The sequence below is a fragment of the Pseudomonas sp. NPDC087639 genome (genome assembly GCF_044743385.1).
GTDB lineage: Bacteria > Pseudomonadota > Gammaproteobacteria > Pseudomonadales > Pseudomonadaceae > Aquipseudomonas.
Window position 1 is genome coordinate 14,126 of the sequence record NZ_JBIUWI010000017.1, and the last position, 16,812, is coordinate 30,937.

Here is a 16,812-nt window from a genome sequence, read left to right on the forward strand (position 1 = left end):
CAAGCATAGTTAAGGCAAGCTCATTGTGCTTTGGTCAGACAACGCCAATTGTTGTTGCAAGGCTTGCTCCAGTTCGAGCATTGCCCTGTTGCTCGCCTCGCAGAGGCGGGCGATCTCATCTGTTGGCAAAGCCTGCGCGCAGGCCTGTTCAAGAGCATTGCAACATTCGATCACCTGCGTCGCCTGCGCGATGCGCGCGGCGCCCTTGATTTTGTGAGCGACTACGGCCAACGCCCCGCGATCTTGTCGCGGCGATAGCGCGAGCAGTTCCTGTCGGTCGAGACGGCTGCTTTTTAGCAGCTCGACCAGCAGTCGTCGGGCCTGTGTCGGGTTGCCGCCGGTCAACAGGTTAAGGCTTTGCAGGTTGAATGCCGCAGGCTGCGACGCTGGAGTGATGCCATCGACCCACTGGCTGAGGAGACTCAGGCTCAAGGGTTTGAACAGGCAGTCGTCCATGCCGGCCTGTTTGCAGCGTTGTATTTCTTCGGGTTGCGCATTGGCCGTGAAACCCAGCACGGTGCAGGGCGGCCAGCGGTTCTGCAGCTCCTGCTGGCGAATGGCACGGGTCAGCTCATAACCGTTCATCACTGGCATGTTGCAGTCGACAATCACCAGATCAAAGCCGCCATCCATCCACCGTTCAAGCCCGCTGCGGCCGTTCTCGGCGAGGCTGAAATGATGGCCGAGGAATTCCAGTTGCTGACACATCAACAGGCGGTTGGCCGGGTGGTCATCGACCACAAGCACCCGCAGAGGCGTTAGCGAAGTCTTGAGCGCGGGTTCGTTTCTGGTCGTGCTCACCTGGACAGGCAGAGTTTCCAGCGGTAGCGAAACGCAGACCTGAGTGCCTATTCCGGGCTGGCTGCTCAATTGCAGCTGGCCGCCCATCATTTCGCACAGGTTGCGACTGATGACCAGGCCCAGACCCGCGCCGCTTCTGGCTTGCTGATGGCTGTTTTCCGCTTGCGCGAAAGGTTCGAACAAGCGTTGCTGATCCTCCGCACTGATACCCACGCCGCTGTCCTGTACGGTCAGTTGCATCAGTGCCCGTGCAGGCATCTCCGTGTTCATGAGATCGAGGGTAATCCTGACGTGACCGTGCTCGGTGAACTTGATGGCATTGCTGACTAGATTGGACAGCACTTGTTTGAAGCGCAGCGGGTCCAGATCGACATCGACCGCCAGGTCCGGCGGGTTGACGATGACTTGCAGGGCGAGATTCTTCTGTCGGGCGAGGCCGTCGAAGATTCTGGCAACCGACGCCACCATGTCGACCAGATTGACCCGTTCAGGACAAAGACTCAGGCGCCCCGACTCGATCCGTGCAATGTCGAGAATGTCGCCGATCAGGCCCAGCAGATCCTTTGCCGAATGGTAGGCCGTATCGATCGACGAACGATCCGGATGCTGTGTGTCCATGCGTCTGAGCGTCAGTTCGAGCATGCCGATCACGGCGTTCATCGGGGTACGGATTTCATGGCTCATGGTGGCCAGAAACGTGCTTTTGGCGCGGTTGGCTTCATCCGCCTGCTCCTTGGCCGCGCGAAGGTCTTCGAACAGCTGGCGGCGTTCACTGATGTCGATCCAGCCACCGATGATGCCTTTCACATCGCCGCTGGAGTCGCGATAGGGAAGTATCCAGTGATAGATCGTCAGGCGGCGGTTGCCGATGTGCAGCGGCCGGTCGAGCACCAGCGGAGTGCCTTCTGCGACGACGCGCTGATAATCGGCTTGAAAGGCCTGTGCCTCGAAAGCGTTGCTCAGGGTGCCCTGCATGACGCTTTTGCCGATAACGTCCTCACGCTTGGCATTGAAGGCTTCGAGGTAGCTGTCATTGCAGCTTTGCAACAGGCCCTGGCGGTCGCGAACGTAGATCGGATGCGGCGTACCGTTGACCAGCGAGCGCATGAATTCGAACTGGTCGTTAAGGGCACGTTCGGCCGCCTGGCGTTGTTTGATCTGGTGTCGCATATAAGCATTCCAGGCCAGCAACAGCAGCAGAACCAGGCAAGCGGCAGTGATCATTTGATAGAACAGACGCTGGTAGTTGTGCCAGATATTCTGGGAGGCGGTGGAGTAACCGCGCCACCGGCCATTGATCACACCCAGCTCTTCCGGGGCAATGCTCAGCAGAGCTTTGTTGATGATCGAGCCCAGCTCCTTGTTGTCGCGGGCGGTCGCCAGAGAGAACGCGGCCTGACCGGTGCCGATGGTGGTGGTGATCTGCAATGGATGGTCAAAGATCCGCGAAGAAATGAAGTAATTGGCGATCACCAGCGAGTTCACCGCGCCGTCGACATGCCCCTCGGCAAGCAACGAAACGGCGCTGAAGGTATCGGCCGTTTCGATCAACTGAATGAGTGGAAACTCTCGGCGCAGGTACTCGACCATCGGGTTGCCCTGGGCGATAGCCAGCGGCTTGCCTTTGAGCTGGCCCAGATTGGTTGGGCCATCGGCGCTTTTGCGGGTTAGCAAAACATAGGAGTTTTCCAGGTAAGGGCGACTGAAGTTCAGGGCTTTTTCCCGTTCGGCGGTCGGCAGCAGTGCTGCAATCAGATCGGCTTGATGGCTGTCGAGTTGCTTGATCATGTCCGCGTCGTTGCGACTGCGGCGAATCTCGAAACGCAGGCCGGTGCGCAATCGGATCAGTTCGAGCAGATCGGCGCTGATGCCGCGAAAATTTCCATCATTGTCGAAGAAGGTCAGCGGCGCAAACGCCTCATTGACCACCACGCTCACGACAGGGTGCTGTTTGAGCCACGCCTCTTCGCGCTGGGTCAGTTGCATTTTCTGATCGGTGAGCAACAGGTCGCTGCCGGCACTCCAGCGTTTGGCGATGTTGTCGCGTTCGCTGCTTGGCACCGCTTTGAGTACGGTGTCGATGATGCCCAACAGGTGCGGATTGTTTTGGCGTACGGCGAAGCTGAACCCCTGGGCTTCCTGTTTGCCGAAATTGGCCATGCGCACGTTGTTGAGGTAGCCCTTGTTGATCATGTAATGCGTGGAAATGGTATCCCCGAGAAACACATCGGCCTGATCGAATGCCACGGCGTTGATTGCATTCTGGTAGGAGGGATAGCAGGTAATCAGCGCTTTTGGATACAGCGCCTTGACCTCGGGCAACGGCAGATAGTGATAGACCATGCTCAGTCGCAGCCCCGCCAGGCCTTCGCTCAGTGAGCGGGTTTCGTCCTCGCGGGTGACGAGTACAGGCTGATCAATGGCATAGGGTGTGGAAAGCGCGAGGCTGGCGTTGCTCGCCTCGAAGCCGTTGGCTGTGCCGAGCAGGTCGACCTGGCCGTCGACCAGTGCGCGAATCGCAGCATCCCGGGAGGGGAAGCGCTGCACCCGGATTGGCAAACCGGTGGCCTGACTGAGGATTCCGGCGTAGTCAGCCGTCAGACCTTCGTAATCCTTTCCGCTGACGGTCATGTCAAAGGGTGGGTAGTCGGGCGCGGAAGTGCCGAGTATCAGTTCGCTGCGCTCATGCAGCCACTGCCGTTGGGACTGTTCGAGCGCGACCGGGACCGACTCGCTTGCCGACCGGCTGAGCAAGACATAGTCCGCCGAAGCGCCAGGCATGGCGAACACGTTGGCGCTCAAGTACAGACCGGCGCACAACGCAATTAAGTAGTCCTTTAAACGACTGGGCATGCGGGCTCTCACACGAGTGCGTTACGTTTGGCCATCTCGATAAGTTCTACAAGTGATTTGGCTTTGAGTTTTTGCATCAGGCGTTTTTTGTAGGTGCTGACGGTTTTATTGCTGAGGAACATGCCCTTGGCTATTTCCTTGTTGGTACGGCCCTGAGCAAATAGTTGCAATACCATCAACTCCCGATCATTGACGGATTTGAAAAGTTCCAGTTCTGCGTAACGAATATCGTCGCTGCGCACCGGATTCAACGCCTGGCTGGGGAAATAGTTGTAACCGGAAAGTACTGCCTTTATCGCGCTGACCAGTTCGCTCAAGTCTTCTTGTTTACAGACATATCCTGACGCGCCGGACTGCATGCAGCGAATACCGAATAAAGTCGGGCACTGGGCGGTCAGTACCAGGGTCTTCAATGGTGAACTCATGGCGTTGAAGCGGGCCAGCACTTCCAGGCCGTCGAGCTTGGGGATACTGATGTCGAGAATGATCAGGTCAGGCATGCACTCGCGCACCATCTGCATGGCATCGACCCCGTTATCGGTTTCACCGACGACCTTATAACCTTCATGTTCCAGCAGCATGCGAACGGCGAGACGGATGACCGGGTGATCGTCAACAATAAAAACGGAGTTCATAATCAAATCCCATACAAGCACGAATAAAGCGCGCACCTTAGCTCAGATGAATGAACACTCGCATGAACTGACTTGGCTCCAGTCGCGTTATCGGATAATTCCTACAATTAATGAGGAAAGGGACTACGGCCAAACTAGGATCAACGTAAGGAAGTGCAGGGATGGTATCGGCTTATAGTTGGCTGTGTTTGTTTTGCAAGTGCTGGATGTCAATAGTTATTTCATCGCTGTTTAAGTGTGCTGATTCGTCGCTTTTTTGTTGTTGGTTGTTTTGCCGTTATATCCCGGCATAAAACTGCTAAATGCACTCGTCGAAAATGACATTGCAGGTAGAAAATGATCGACAGGTAATCAGCCTGCCGGCGGTACCGGCCGGCTGAATACGCTGGATCAGTGGCTGGAGCGCCCAGTCATTTCCAGCGCCATGTCGCTGGCGTAGCTGTCGGTCATGCCAGCGATGAAATCGATCATGCGCAAAAACGATGCGTGCAATGTACCTTGTGGGTCCGGCGCATTGTTGCCCAGCAAATCGAGGATGCGTCGGCTTTTGAACGACGGAGTACGCCCATTGTGCTGTTCCAGCGCGGCGCCGCAGAACGAATTGAGCAGAATCTCCAGCGTCGTATAGGCGCCGATTTCGTGCAGGGTTTTGCGTTTGTCCTGAAAGATCTTCTTGCGCGCAATGTCCTTGGCGTTCAGCACACACCGCTTGGCCGGGCCGTGCATGTGCTCGACCAGATCGCCGTGCAACGTGCCGGCGAGCAGTGCGTCCTGTTGCTCGACAAAGGCCCGCGCGGCGGCGTTGGTCAAATGCTCGATGGCTTTGCCGCGCAGGATCGCCAGTTTGCGCCGCCGTGAATCCTGCGGACCGAGTTGGCGATAGGTTTCCGGTAAATCATCGCCCACGAGGCCGAGCAGCAGGGATTCGACTTCGGCGTACTCCAGCAACTCCATCTCAAGACCGTCTTCGAGGTCGATCAGCGCGTAGCAGATGTCGTCAGCGGCCTCCATCAGGTACACCAATGGATGGCGCGCCCAGCGTTGGTCTTCCAGTTGCGGCAGGCCGAGCTTGTGGGCAATTTGCTCAAGCAGCGGCAGTTCGCTCTGATAGCAGCCGAACTTGTGCTTCTTGTAACCGAGGGAGTCGGCGTGACGAGCCGTCCACGGATACTTCAGATAAGTGCCGAGGGTGGCGTAGGTCAGGCGGGTGCCACCGTCGAACTGATGGTACTCAAGCTGCGTGAGCACGCGGAAGCCCTGGGCATTGCCTTCGAAGTTAAGGAAGTCACCGCGCTCGGCTTCGCTCATGCCGTCCAGCCAGCCACGCCCGGCCGCTTGCTGAAACCAGTGGCGAATAGCGTCTTCACCGGAATGGCCGAACGGCGGATTGCCGATGTCGTGAGCCAGGCAGGCCGACTGCACAACCATGCCGAGGTCGGCAGGATCACACCAGTCGGGAAGGGCACTGCGCAGGGTTTCGCCAACGCGCATGCCCAGCGAACGGCCCACGCAGCTGACTTCCAGCGAGTGGGTCAGGCGTGTGTGGATATGATCATTACTGGTGACCGGGTGCACTTGGGTTTTACGGCCCAGGCGACGGAAAGCTCCCGAGAAAATGATGCGGTCATGGTCTTTATGAAAAGGGCTGCGGCCAAGCTCTTGCGGGCTGTACAGCGGCTTTCCGAGGCGTTCGCGGTTGAGCAGGGTTTGCCAATCCAAGGCTGATTCTCTCCGTCAGGTGACTGAATTGACCTAGCTTCCCGGTTCAGCCGTATGCCTGCAAGCGGAACTATAATCCTGCAGCATCGATATCGATCAACAGCAGGCGTTCGCCATTGTCGAAGAACTGCCCGGCCGTCAGGCAATACTGGTTGCTGGTGGCATCTCGGTAGGTATTGGAGAGGGTCAGACGCCGTTCGTCCCAACCTTCGGCCAACAGATGATAGAAGTACGGACGCCACGACCAGTTGTGTCCCAGATAGCGGTTGTCGGCGATCCAGCCGTTGTGGCGCCATTCCAGATTGGGGGTCAGTTGCGTGCCGTGGCGGTCGCACTGATAAAACCGCAGCAGCCATGGAAATGCTTCCAGGTGGGGCAATGCACTGAGTGGCGCACGGGCTTGCGCCCATTTTTGCAGGATCGCCATCAATTCACTAAGTTGCTGGCGCATCTGCATCAATCGCCCACGCTCGGCGAGCTTCTGCTGAACGTAACGCTGGCGCAGCTCGGCAAAGCGCTGCACAAAGGCGTCGGTGGCAAAGAACGCCTCCTGCGCCCGAGCGAACAGGAAACCCTGCACGTAGCGCGATCCGCATTCCAGAGCGAAATTCAGCTGCGCCTCGGTTTCGACCCCTTCGGCAATGATCCAGCAGCCGGTTTTCTCGGCCATTTGCGCCAGGGCCTTGACCACATCACTGCTCGGCCCGCCCAACGCGGCGGCCTGAAACAGTCGCATGTCGAGCTTGAGGATGTCCGGTTGCAGCGCCAGCACTCGATCGAGTTGCGAATAGCCGGCGCCAAAATCATCAATGGCAATCCGTGCCCCAGCCTCGCGATAACGCGCAACCACTTCGGCCAGACGTTGGCCATTGCCGCCCAGTTCGGTGATCTCGAACACAATGCGCTGTGGATCAACGTTGTGTCGCGCCAGTTGCTTGAGGCTGGGCAGGGCCTGGTCGGGGCGCAGGCGACTGATCCAGCGCGGCGACATATTGAGACTGAGAAACCAGTCAGCCGGGGCTTCATGCAGACGGCTCAGGGCGTTGTCGCGGATCTGCCGGTCGAGGCGGCGCAGGGCCATGGCCGGCGTGCGCGGGTCAGCGAACAGCGGCCCGACCGAGGTCAATTGTCCATCGCTCTGGCGCAGGCGGCCCAAGGCTTCGACGCCGGCGATGCGTCCAGTGGCGGTATCGATGAAAGGCTGAAAACAGGCGAGCGGTTGCCCGTCGATCACGGGGCCTCCTTAGTCGTTCTTGTTCTGGTTGAAACCTGCCGACCGGGTAGGCGTTCAGGATTGAACCTCTTCTAGAAAGAGGTTCATCCCGAAGGTATTGCAAGAATGTAGCCAGTTGCGAGAGGTCAGCGTTTGCCCGAACTCTGCATGACCAGTTTGATCAGTGGCCCGAGGCTGGTACCGAGGCGAACCAGTCGGGTCAGGCCACCGACGCCGCCGCTTTTCGCGCCCTTACCGGTGATGAATCCCAGCAGGGTGACAGCGGCCACGCCCCACAACGGCGCGTGTTTGATGCCGAATCCGCCTTGCAGGTTTTGCGACATGCCGCGCATGCGTTGCAAGGGTTGCAGCACTTGCCCGGCTTCGTGACGGATTTCCTGACGATGCATTTCCATGCGCAGGCGGATCAGTGCCTTGCGCATTTCCCGACGAGAGCTGTTATGTGGAATTTCAGGCAGGCTCATGGCAGCAGACGCTCCCGGTCGTTGGCCAGCTCTTCGAGCGTGCCGTGGAAGGGTGAGGATTCATCGAAGACCGCAGCCTTCAGGCGCACCCCGCAGAACGCGGCCGCCAGTGTGTAGAACACGCACAGGCCGATGATCGCGGGCAGACGATAGGTGTCCCAGAACACGATCAACACCAACGTCGACAAACCTACCAGCAACAGAAGGGCAAACACCAAGGCCAAGCCTGCGAACAGCAACAGGCTGACGGTACGTGCTTTCTGCTCCTGCAATTCGATGCCGAACAATTCGACATGACTGTGCAACAAGCCAAGGACAGCGGCGCCCAAACGCCGCGTGGAGGAAGTGGTGCCCGCAGCCGGGCCGGATTCACCGATCGACATAATCAGCGCCGAGTAGCCAGCAGGCCGATCAGAAAACCTAAACCGGCAGCGATGCCGACGGATTGCCAAGGATTGGCCGACACGTAGTCTTCAGTTGCGGTGACCGCCGCCTGACCGCGCTCGCGCAGGGTGTCTTCGGTCAGCTTCAGGGTTTCCCGTGCACGCAGCAGGCTGTCGTGGATCTGTTCACGCAACTCATCAGCCTGATCGCCGGCCAGAGTGGCGGTGTGCTCGAGCAACCGTTCGGTGTCGGCGACCAATGTCTGGAAGTCGTTCATCAGGATTTCTTGAGCAGTCTTTGCCTTGATGCTGGCCATGGGTGGATCTCCGTAAGTGGCGTCTGAAGCGTTCGAGTATGAGCCTTGCGCGAAGGTTCAGTACAAATGACTGGTACAGCTTTTGCTATGTCGTGGTGCGTCGCCCGACAGTCGTGCGCTGTTGCCGAGCGTACAAGCGGGAAAACCTTAACTCAAATAACCACGGTTCGTATCAGGGCATCGACCTTGTGCGCCAAAGCGGTTCATCGGACAGCCTGATCCATGACTGCGCGGTCGCAACTTGGTGCATGAAATGCTCGTATGAACTGATTTGGTGCTCTATTTACCTGCCAGGTCTGCCTCTTTATGGAAAATCTGCAAAGCGCTGTGGACACGTTGGTTCACAGCTCCAATACGTTGTTCATTCTGATCGGTGCGGTGATGGTGCTGGCGATGCACGCCGGTTTCGCATTTCTGGAAGTCGGTACGGTGCGCCAGAAAAACCAGGTCAACGCCTTGTCGAAGATCCTCAGCGATTTCGCCGTCTCGACCCTGGCCTATTTCTTTATAGGCTATTGGATCTCCTACGGCGTGACGTTCATGCAGCCGGCGGCGGTGCTGAGTGCCGATCATGGCTATGGGCTGGTGAAGTTTTTCTTTCTGCTGACCTTTGCCGCAGCGATCCCGGCGATTATCTCCGGCGGCATTGCCGAGCGGGCACGTTTCGTTCCTCAGTTGTGTGCCACAGCGCTGATCGTGGCGTTCATTTATCCGTTTTTCGAAGGGATGATCTGGAACGGCAACTATGGCCTGCAAGCCTGGCTGACGGCGCAGTTTGGTGCGGCGTTCCATGATTTCGCCGGCTCCGTGGTGGTACATGCCATGGGCGGCTGGCTGGCGCTGGCGGCGGTGCTGCTGCTTGGCCCGCGCAATGGGCGTTATCGCGATGGTCGACTGGTCGCGTTCGCTCCGTCGAGCATTCCGTTTCTGGCTCTGGGCTCGTGGATTCTGATTGTCGGCTGGTTCGGCTTCAACGTAATGAGCGCACAGACGCTGCAGGGTGTCAGCGGACTGGTGGCGGTCAACTCGTTGATGGCGATGGTCGGTGGCACGGTGGCGGCGTTGATCGTCGGGCGCAATGACCCGGGCTTTCTGCACAACGGCCCGTTGGCCGGGTTGGTGGCGATCTGTGCAGGTTCTGACCTGATGCATCCGGTCGGCGCACTGGTGACCGGCGCCATTGCTGGTGCACTGTTCGTCTGGTGCTTTACCGCCGCGCAGGTCAAATGGCGCATCGACGACGTCTTGGGCGTATGGCCGTTGCACGGATTGTGTGGCGTGTGGGGTGGGATTGCCTGCGGGGTTTTCGGCCAGACAGCGCTCGGTGGTCTTGGTGGCGTCAGCCTGATCAGCCAGTTGATCGGCACTGCGCTCGGCGTGGCGGTGGCGCTGATCGGCGGCTTCGTCGTTTACGGCGTGATCAAGGCACTGCATGGCCTGCGCCTGAGTCAGGAACAAGAGTATTACGGCGCCGATCTGTCGTTGCACAAGATCGGCGCGGTGAGTCAGGACTAATTTTCAACATCGTCGGCCCCGGGATAAAAACCGTGCAGCAGGCGATAGCGATCAATGCGCACCTGATCGACTTTCTCCTGTACCTGATGCGCTGGCAGGCCGAGCATGATCAAGGCATGCGAGGCGAGCATCAGGCTCGATTCCAATAGTTCCGGCACCACCTCGGTGGCGCCGGCGGCCTTCAGTTCGGCCCATTGGCTGTCATCACGGGTGCGCACCAGAATCGGCACGTGCGCATTGAGTCGACGAGCTTCCTTGAGGATGCGCAGGGCGACATCGCTTTGATCCACGGCAATCACCAGCAATCGTGCACGCATCAGGCCGATGGCGGTCAGCAGTTCGCCGCGTGAGGAGTCGCCGTAATGCACGTCACTTTCCCCGCTTGAGGCTTCCTGTACCCGCACCGGGTCGTTGTCCAGAGCGATGTAAGGCTGCTTTGCGTTGCGCATGAAACGGCCGATTGATTGACCGACGCGGCCGTATCCGCAAATCACCACATGCTTGTCGAGACTGGCGTTGAGCGCGCTGATCTCCTCGATCTGTGCTTCCTGATTGGGTTTGCGGTGCAGGACTGCGGCGATACGTGGTGCCGCACGCAGCAACAGCGGTGTCAGCAGCATTGAGCAGAACGTCGCCGCGAGCAGCAGGGCGCCCAACTCTGCCGGCATCAGGCTGTTTTGTTGCATCTGCGCCATCAGTGCGAAGCAGAATTCTCCCCCTTGGGCCAGCGCCAAACCACTGCGCCACGCGGTTTCACTGTCACTGCCGCGCCACTTCACCAGCAGCGCCACCACGATGCCCTTGATCACCATCAAACCGAGGGTCAGGCCGAGGATCAGCAGGCTGTGACTGACGAACAATTGCAGGTCGATCAGCATGCCGATGCTGACAAAAAACACCCCGAGCAGAATGTCGCGGAAAGGCCGGATATCGGCTTCGATCTGATGTCGGTAGTGGCTTTCACCCAACAACATGCCGGCGAGAAAAGCGCCAAGGGCAGGGGACAGGCCGAGCAAGTGAGTCAGCCATGCGGTCAACAGCACGATCACCAGCGCCAACAGTACGAACAACTCAGCCGAGCGCGACGCAGCCACTTCATGGAACAGCCGAGGCAACAACCAGCGACTGGCGAGCAGCAGACCGACAAACAGCACCACGGTTTTCGCCAGGGTCATCGGCAATGCCCAATACCAGACCTGATCACTGCTTCCGGCGAACACCGGCACCAGGGTCAGCAGCAAGACCGCGACCACGTCCTGAAACAGCAGAACGCCGACGGCATTCTGGCCGTGACTGCTGAACACTTCGCCGAGGCTACCCAGCTCTTTGGTCACGATCGCCGTGGACGACAGCGACAGTCCTGCGCCAAGCAACAGTGCAGAAGTCATCGGCATGCCAAGCGACATCAGCAGCAGACCCAACAGCGCCGTGCTGATCAGAACCTGCTGGCTGCCCAGACGAAATACGACCTGGCGCAGCGCAATCATCTTCGACAGGGAAAACTCCAGGCCCAACGAAAACAACAGGAACACCACACCCAGTTCAGCCACGTCGGGGAGGTGTTCACTCTCGTTGACCCAATCGAATGCACTCGGCCCGACGAGCAAGCCCACGCACAGGTAGCCCAACACCGGCGGCAATCGCAGGCGACGGAACAGCGCAATCACCACGAGGGACGAGGCGAGGATGATCAACAGGTTGGCAAACACTGGACACTCCGATGTCAGGGCTCTGGCTTTTCAAGCGTAGAGGCAAAAAGACCGGGAGCATTGCGTAATTGGTTTTTCAGCGGGCTGATTTGCGTCAGGGTTTTGCGAGTGAAACGCCACAAATACGCTTAAGCCTTCGGGCTGCGGTGGCTCGACGGGTTTTCAGGGGCGGCATAGAATAGGCGCACTCATTTCTGGTCGAAGCCATCATGCCTCCTGAATGTCAGCTGTTCGGCACCTTGGGGTGTCATCTGTGTGAAGTCGCGGAAGCTGAACTGATGCCCTTTGTCGAGCACGGCTTGCTCGTTGAGCTGGTTGATATCGCCGAGGACGAGCGCTGGTTTGAGGCTTACGGCCTGCGGATTCCGGTACTGCGTCGAATCGACACCGGGGCTGAACTGGACTGGCCGTTCAGCGCCGATGAGGTCGTGGCGTTTCTCCGTTAATCAGCTTTCATGCAGCATTCCGCTGGTCGCTCACGCGCATCCAGCCCTTGGCACTTCCCGGCTTGTTCGGTTACTGTATTTTCATACAGTAATTGGGTCAGAGGGATGAACCGTGGTCAATGTCGAACAGTTGAAGAACAGCGTTAACCGGATGTCGGTTGATGTGGTGCGCGAGGCCGTTCTCGAATTGCGCCTGGACGGGTTGGTCACGGAGGGCAAGACGCCATTCAACAAACTGCATTTCAATACCTGTTTTGCCGAGATCGAAGCCCTGTTTCAGCGCGCCGGTTATCACAAGCAGTTGGACGTGGTCGGTTATCAGGGTTTGCTCTACGCCTTGTACGACCCGGGCCGCTGGGAGGCGGTCGACGTGTTGCGCTGGCTCAAGGAATTCACCGAGGCGGCGGCGCTCAAGTCGATTCCCGCCTGAGGATTCAGCGCTAGGTTCGTTTCCCCCAGTGTTGGATAATGCCGGACTGCTTTAACGGGTCGAGTTTCCGTATGTCCACATCAACATTTTCCGCTGCACAGAATCAGGCCAGCACACTGTACTTGCCGCCGGGTACTTGGCTGACCGTACTTGATTGTTTGTGCGAGCATTTCAGTGCCATTGGGCGCGAGCAGTGGCTGGACCGGATTGCCCGGGGACGGGTGCTGGATGGCCAAGGTCAGCCGATTGCGTTGGACTTGCCCTATAAGGAAGGCCTGCGGATTCACTACTTTCGCGAAGTGCCGGGTGAAAAACCGATACCGGTGGTCGAGTCGATTCTTTATGCCGACGAACATCTGGTGGTGGCTGACAAACCTCACTTTCTCCCGGTGACCCCTGCCGGCGAGTATGTCGAACAAACCTTGCTGCGCAGGCTGATTCGTCGGCTGGACAATCCTCATCTGGTGCCGCTGCACCGGATCGACCGGCATACGGCGGGGCTGGTGATCTTCTCGGCTAATCCGCAAACCCGTTCCGCGTATCAGTCGCTGTTCCCGACACGGCAGATCGACAAGCGCTACGAAGCGATTGCCCCGGCATTACCTGAACTCAGTTTCCCCTTGGTGCACAAAAGCCGCCTTATTGATGGCGAGCCTTTTTTCCGTATGCAGGAGGGGCCGGGCGTCAGCAACACCGAAACGGCTGTGGAAGTCCGGGAAAAGAACGGCGATCTCTGGCGCTACGGCCTGTATCCGGTGACCGGCAAGAAACATCAACTGCGCGTGCACATGACCGCGTTGGGGGCGAGCATCTGCAACGATCCGTTTTACCCGGATGCACTGAAAGACGTCGAGGATGACTACGCCAATCCACTCAAATTACTGGCACAAGGGCTGCGCTTTATCGATCCGGTAACCGGTGAGGAACGTGAATTCGAAAGTCGCATCACCCTGCAATGGTGACATCGGTGCCATTTTTCGAGCGCCCATGAAAAAGCCCGCATATCTATGCGGGCTTTTCTGTATCCGGTGTCGACCCAGAGCTTACAACTCTTTAACGGTACGAACCTGATCCTTGTTGATGCGGGTTTCTTTGCCGTCGAGCTGTTTGAACTCGTAGAAGCCCGAATCATCATCGTATTGCGGGGTGTCGACGGCCTGGATTTCGCGACCGTCATTCAAGGTGATCACTGTTGGCGACGAGCAACCGGCGAGGGTAGCTAGGCCCAGTGCGAGCATGAAAGTGGCGAGGGTCCGTTGAGTCATGAGTGTGTCTCCGAATGGGAATTCTTTTGGTTACTGAGCTTGAGACGTATACAAGGCGTGAGAGTTCCTTGAATAGTGTCAGTCTGACACAGTGTTGTGCGCATTTAACAGGTCGGGGGTGTTCAGGTTGGCCAGCCGTGGGTCGTTGTCGGGACAGTGCAGCGCGGTGGCGCCGAGACCGCGCATGACCCGCCCGGGGCTGCGTTCCCCGGCATTCCAGGCGTCTTCGAAGGCCGGTAAGAGGGCGACCGGGATCACGCACAACAACGGTTCCCAGTGCTCGTCATGGCGCAACATTAATGGTTTGTCATGATGCAGATTCGCGGTCTCGCGCATGCTTTGTAGCAACGCACCATCAATACGCGGGACATCGCAGGGCAATACCAGCAGATGCGAATGGCGTGCGGCTTTCAGGCCGGCGCGAATACCGGCCAACGGACCGGGAAAGTCACCCTCGTCGTCCACCACCAGCTGATCGGCGAACGGCGCGTAACGCTCACGATTACGGTTGCAGGAGATGATCAGGTCATCGGTGAGCGGACGGGTCTTGCGCTGTAGATGCGCAATCAACGGCTCGCCCAGCCACTCCACCAGACCTTTGTCCTGACCGCCCATGCGTTGCCCGCGTCCACCCGCCAAAAGCAAGATGGAGCAGGGCGGCAGTTGCGTGTCAAAGGTCATGGCAGCTCTCCGGAGGGGCGGCGAAAAAAGGGGGCGCTGTGATATAACACCGGGCTGTTTTCCCTACAACTGGAAGAGCCTATGAAAGCCAAGGCTGATGTACCTTTCGTGCCGCTCAATATTGCGGTTCTGACTGTCAGCGATACCCGAACCCTGGAAACCGACACTTCAGGCCAGGTCTTCGTCGACCGCCTGGCGGCCGCCGGCCACAATCTGGCAGCGCGGGTCCTGCTCAAAGATGACCTCTACAAAATTCGCGCGCAAGTCGCCAACTGGATTGCCGACGATGTCGTACAGGTGGTGCTGATCACCGGTGGCACCGGGTTCACGGGCCGCGACAGCACCCCTGAAGCCGTCACGTGTCTGCTCGACAAGCAAGTGGATGGGTTTGGGGAGTTGTTCCGGCAGATATCGGTGGCCGATATCGGCACCTCGACCGTGCAATCTCGAGCGCTGGCCGGTCTGGCCAATGGAACGCTGGTTTGCTGCTTGCCGGGTTCGACCAATGCCGTGCGTACGGGGTGGGATGGGATTTTGGGTGAGCAACTGGACGCTCGTCACCGTCCGTGCAATTTCGTTCCTCATCTGAAACAGGCAGCGCCTTGTGAATCCCGTGGGTAAGCCGGGCAAGACGGGCTCGTTGATGCCCGTCGAAGTGGCGCTGGCGCGACTGCTGGAAATGGCCGAGGCCTCGCCAATCGTCGAGCACGAATATTTGCCACTGGCTCAGGTCGAGGGTCGGGTACTGGCCGAAGATCTGTTTTCGACCCTGGATCTGCCACCTTGGCCCAACAGTGCCATGGACGGATATGCCTTGAACCTCTCGGACTGGGCGGGCGAACCGCTGCCGGTTAGTCAAAAGGTGTTTGCCGGGCAGTCTCCGGAAGCTTTGAAACCCGGTACCTGTGCGCGAATCTTCACGGGGGCGCCGATACCACCCGGTGCCAATTGCGTGGAAATGCAGGAAAACGCTGACGTTCAGTCCGATGGAAGCGTGCGTTTCGTTGAAGCTCTGAAGATCGGGCAGAACATTCGCCCCCAAGGCCAGGAAACAACCGTCGGGGAACTGATACTTCCCGCCGGAACGCGACTTGGTCCGATTGAACAAGGCTTGTCCGCGTCGCTGGGCTGCGCCGGGCTGAAAGTTGTGCGCAAGGTTCGAGTTGCGGTGATTTCTACTGGCGACGAACTGGTCGAACCGGGTCAGCCATTGGGGCCGGGGCAGATTTACAACAGTAATCGGGTGTTGCTGTGCAGCTGGTTACTGCGTCTGGGCTGTGAGGTGATCGACGCTGGCATTCTTCCTGATGACCTTGCCACCACCCGTGCCCGGCTCGGTGAGTTGCAGAATGTTGATCTGATACTTTCCACCGGTGGTGTATCAGTAGGTGAAGCGGATTTTCTGGGTATTGCCCTGCGAGAAGAGGGCGAACTGGCTCTTTGGAAACTGGCCATCAAGCCCGGAAAACCGCTGACATTCGGACATTTCCGCAATGTGCCGGTCATCGGCTTGCCTGGTAATCCGGCGTCGACGTTGGTGACCTTTGCTCTGCTGGCTCGCCCCTACCTGTTGCGCCGGCAGGGAGTGCGGGATGTCGAACCTCTGAAGTTCCCGGTGCCGGCAGGCTTCACCTGGCCGGTTGCCGGCAATCGCCGTGAATACCTGCGTGGGCGTCTCGAGCAAGGGCGAGCGACGATCTATCGCAACCAGAGTTCCGGTGTGCTGCGCAGTGCCGCGTGGGCAGATGGATTGGTTGAAGTGCTGGAAGGCCGCACTCTGAATGTAGGGGATGAGGTCGTTTTCATTCCTCTGAGTGATCTACTGGGCTGATCGAGCGTAAATGCAGGCGTCGGCTGAAACAGTCGATGCCTGCAATGTTTCTCTGAGTCAATGGCTGATCAGCGTAACAAGCTGGTCGAATCGGCTATTGGCCACCCAACCCAGCAGAGCCAGTACTACTGCTGTTGCACCCGCCGAATAGGCAAGACGGTGTTTGATTGTTCTGACGTCACTACGAACTTCGTCCATGTCCCGTCGAATGTATTTGAGGTGGGTTTCCAATTCGGTAACACGAGGTTCCATATCAACTTCTCCAGTGGTCTTGGCGTTGCTTTTGAACTCGGACTTGGGGTTCGCGCGACTTTCGGCGAGAGGGCCAACCGGACTCACTGGCATTCTGGCTTCAAGGCTCTGCATGGAAAAATCCAACAGCGGCTGTTTCGGATAGAAGCCAGTAACCTTTTCCATCTGTCGAGCTGTTAAAAAAACTCGGGGTGTATCGACTCATTACATGCACGTCCTTGTGTTATTGGGATGATTGATACCGCCGACACACGGTGAACCAATGGCCGAGCTTGGT

The 16,812-nt window shown here is 58.3% G+C and carries 17 protein-coding genes; 6 read left to right on the forward strand and 11 right to left on the reverse strand.

The window, feature by feature from the left end; translation table 11 throughout:
- Nucleotides 1–9: 9 nt before the first annotated feature.
- From ACIOVB_RS09720 to ACIOVB_RS09750, 7 genes are all read right to left on the reverse strand, one after another.
- Nucleotides 10–3,654 carry a transporter substrate-binding domain-containing protein gene (locus ACIOVB_RS09720; RefSeq protein WP_401267131.1) on the reverse strand — a complete coding sequence of 1,215 codons (3,645 nt, stop codon included), beginning with the start codon at nucleotides 3,652–3,654 and terminating at the stop codon, nucleotides 10–12.
- Between the two features lie 8 nt (nucleotides 3,655–3,662).
- Nucleotides 3,663–4,289, reverse strand: coding sequence for a response regulator transcription factor (locus tag ACIOVB_RS09725; protein WP_016985478.1), 627 nt, complete (start codon nucleotides 4,287–4,289; stop codon nucleotides 3,663–3,665).
- A gap of 390 nt (nucleotides 4,290–4,679) precedes the next feature.
- On the reverse strand, nucleotides 4,680–6,008 hold the full coding sequence (locus ACIOVB_RS09730) for a deoxyguanosinetriphosphate triphosphohydrolase (protein WP_401267134.1): 1,329 nt from the start codon (nucleotides 6,006–6,008) through the stop codon (nucleotides 4,680–4,682).
- A gap of 70 nt (nucleotides 6,009–6,078) precedes the next feature.
- The gene (locus ACIOVB_RS09735; protein WP_401267136.1) at nucleotides 6,079–7,242 is read right to left on the reverse strand and encodes an EAL domain-containing protein; all 1,164 of its coding nucleotides are present in this window, start codon (nucleotides 7,240–7,242) and stop codon (nucleotides 6,079–6,081) included.
- 125 nt (nucleotides 7,243–7,367) lie between these two features.
- The gene (locus ACIOVB_RS09740) at nucleotides 7,368–7,706 is read right to left on the reverse strand and encodes a hypothetical protein (protein ID WP_401267139.1); all 339 of its coding nucleotides are present in this window, start codon (nucleotides 7,704–7,706) and stop codon (nucleotides 7,368–7,370) included.
- On the reverse strand, nucleotides 7,703–8,089 hold the full coding sequence (locus ACIOVB_RS09745) for a phage holin family protein (protein ID WP_187679558.1): 387 nt from the start codon (nucleotides 8,087–8,089) through the stop codon (nucleotides 7,703–7,705). The genes ACIOVB_RS09740 and ACIOVB_RS09745 overlap by 4 nt, the downstream gene beginning before the upstream one ends.
- 2 nt (nucleotides 8,090–8,091) lie before the next feature.
- The gene (locus ACIOVB_RS09750; protein ID WP_401267141.1) at nucleotides 8,092–8,406 is read right to left on the reverse strand and encodes a YqjD family protein; all 315 of its coding nucleotides are present in this window, start codon (nucleotides 8,404–8,406) and stop codon (nucleotides 8,092–8,094) included.
- A gap of 306 nt (nucleotides 8,407–8,712) precedes the next feature.
- Between ACIOVB_RS09750 and ACIOVB_RS09755 the strand changes: the two genes are divergently transcribed.
- Nucleotides 8,713–9,921: an ammonium transporter gene (locus ACIOVB_RS09755; protein WP_187679557.1), complete on the forward strand. Its 1,209-nt coding sequence runs from the start codon at nucleotides 8,713–8,715 to the stop codon at nucleotides 9,919–9,921.
- Here ACIOVB_RS09755 and ACIOVB_RS09760 read toward each other — a convergent pair.
- Complete coding sequence (locus ACIOVB_RS09760; RefSeq protein ID WP_187679556.1) at nucleotides 9,918–11,630, reverse strand: monovalent cation:proton antiporter-2 (CPA2) family protein; 1,713 nt, start codon at nucleotides 11,628–11,630, stop codon at nucleotides 9,918–9,920. The genes ACIOVB_RS09755 and ACIOVB_RS09760 overlap by 4 nt on opposite strands.
- A 209-nt stretch (nucleotides 11,631–11,839) precedes the next feature.
- Between ACIOVB_RS09760 and ACIOVB_RS09765 the strand changes: the two genes are divergently transcribed.
- From ACIOVB_RS09765 to ACIOVB_RS09775, 3 genes are all read left to right on the forward strand, one after another.
- On the forward strand, nucleotides 11,840–12,076 hold the full coding sequence (locus ACIOVB_RS09765) for a glutaredoxin family protein (protein ID WP_401267145.1): 237 nt from the start codon (nucleotides 11,840–11,842) through the stop codon (nucleotides 12,074–12,076).
- A gap of 112 nt (nucleotides 12,077–12,188) precedes the next feature.
- On the forward strand, nucleotides 12,189–12,506 hold the full coding sequence (locus tag ACIOVB_RS09770) for a transcriptional regulator (RefSeq protein WP_003226726.1): 318 nt from the start codon (nucleotides 12,189–12,191) through the stop codon (nucleotides 12,504–12,506).
- Between the two features lie 71 nt (nucleotides 12,507–12,577).
- Nucleotides 12,578–13,468: a pseudouridine synthase gene (locus ACIOVB_RS09775; RefSeq protein WP_401267147.1), complete on the forward strand. Its 891-nt coding sequence runs from the start codon at nucleotides 12,578–12,580 to the stop codon at nucleotides 13,466–13,468.
- Nucleotides 13,469–13,549: 81 nt separating this feature from the next.
- Here the strand turns inward: ACIOVB_RS09775 and ACIOVB_RS09780 are convergent, their stop codons facing one another.
- Both ACIOVB_RS09780 and mobA read right to left on the reverse strand, forming a co-directional pair.
- Nucleotides 13,550–13,771, reverse strand: coding sequence for a YgdI/YgdR family lipoprotein (locus ACIOVB_RS09780; RefSeq protein WP_187679553.1), 222 nt, complete (start codon nucleotides 13,769–13,771; stop codon nucleotides 13,550–13,552).
- A 78-nt stretch (nucleotides 13,772–13,849) separates the two neighbouring features.
- The gene (gene mobA / locus ACIOVB_RS09785; protein ID WP_187679552.1) at nucleotides 13,850–14,452 is read right to left on the reverse strand and encodes a molybdenum cofactor guanylyltransferase MobA; all 603 of its coding nucleotides are present in this window, start codon (nucleotides 14,450–14,452) and stop codon (nucleotides 13,850–13,852) included.
- 81 nt (nucleotides 14,453–14,533) lie between these two features.
- Here mobA and moaB point away from each other — a divergent pair, with 81 nt between their 5' ends.
- Nucleotides 14,534–15,073 (forward strand): molybdenum cofactor biosynthesis protein B, encoded by a 540-nt coding sequence (gene moaB, locus ACIOVB_RS09790; protein WP_187679551.1) that lies wholly within the window; start codon nucleotides 14,534–14,536, stop codon nucleotides 15,071–15,073.
- On the forward strand, nucleotides 15,057–16,283 hold the full coding sequence (glp, locus tag ACIOVB_RS09795) for a gephyrin-like molybdotransferase Glp (RefSeq protein WP_401267150.1): 1,227 nt from the start codon (nucleotides 15,057–15,059) through the stop codon (nucleotides 16,281–16,283). The genes moaB and glp overlap by 17 nt, the downstream gene beginning before the upstream one ends.
- A gap of 57 nt (nucleotides 16,284–16,340) precedes the next feature.
- Here the strand turns inward: glp and ACIOVB_RS09800 are convergent, their stop codons facing one another.
- Nucleotides 16,341–16,649 (reverse strand): hypothetical protein, encoded by a 309-nt coding sequence (locus tag ACIOVB_RS09800; protein ID WP_187679575.1) that lies wholly within the window; start codon nucleotides 16,647–16,649, stop codon nucleotides 16,341–16,343.
- Nucleotides 16,650–16,812 lie beyond the last annotated feature (163 nt).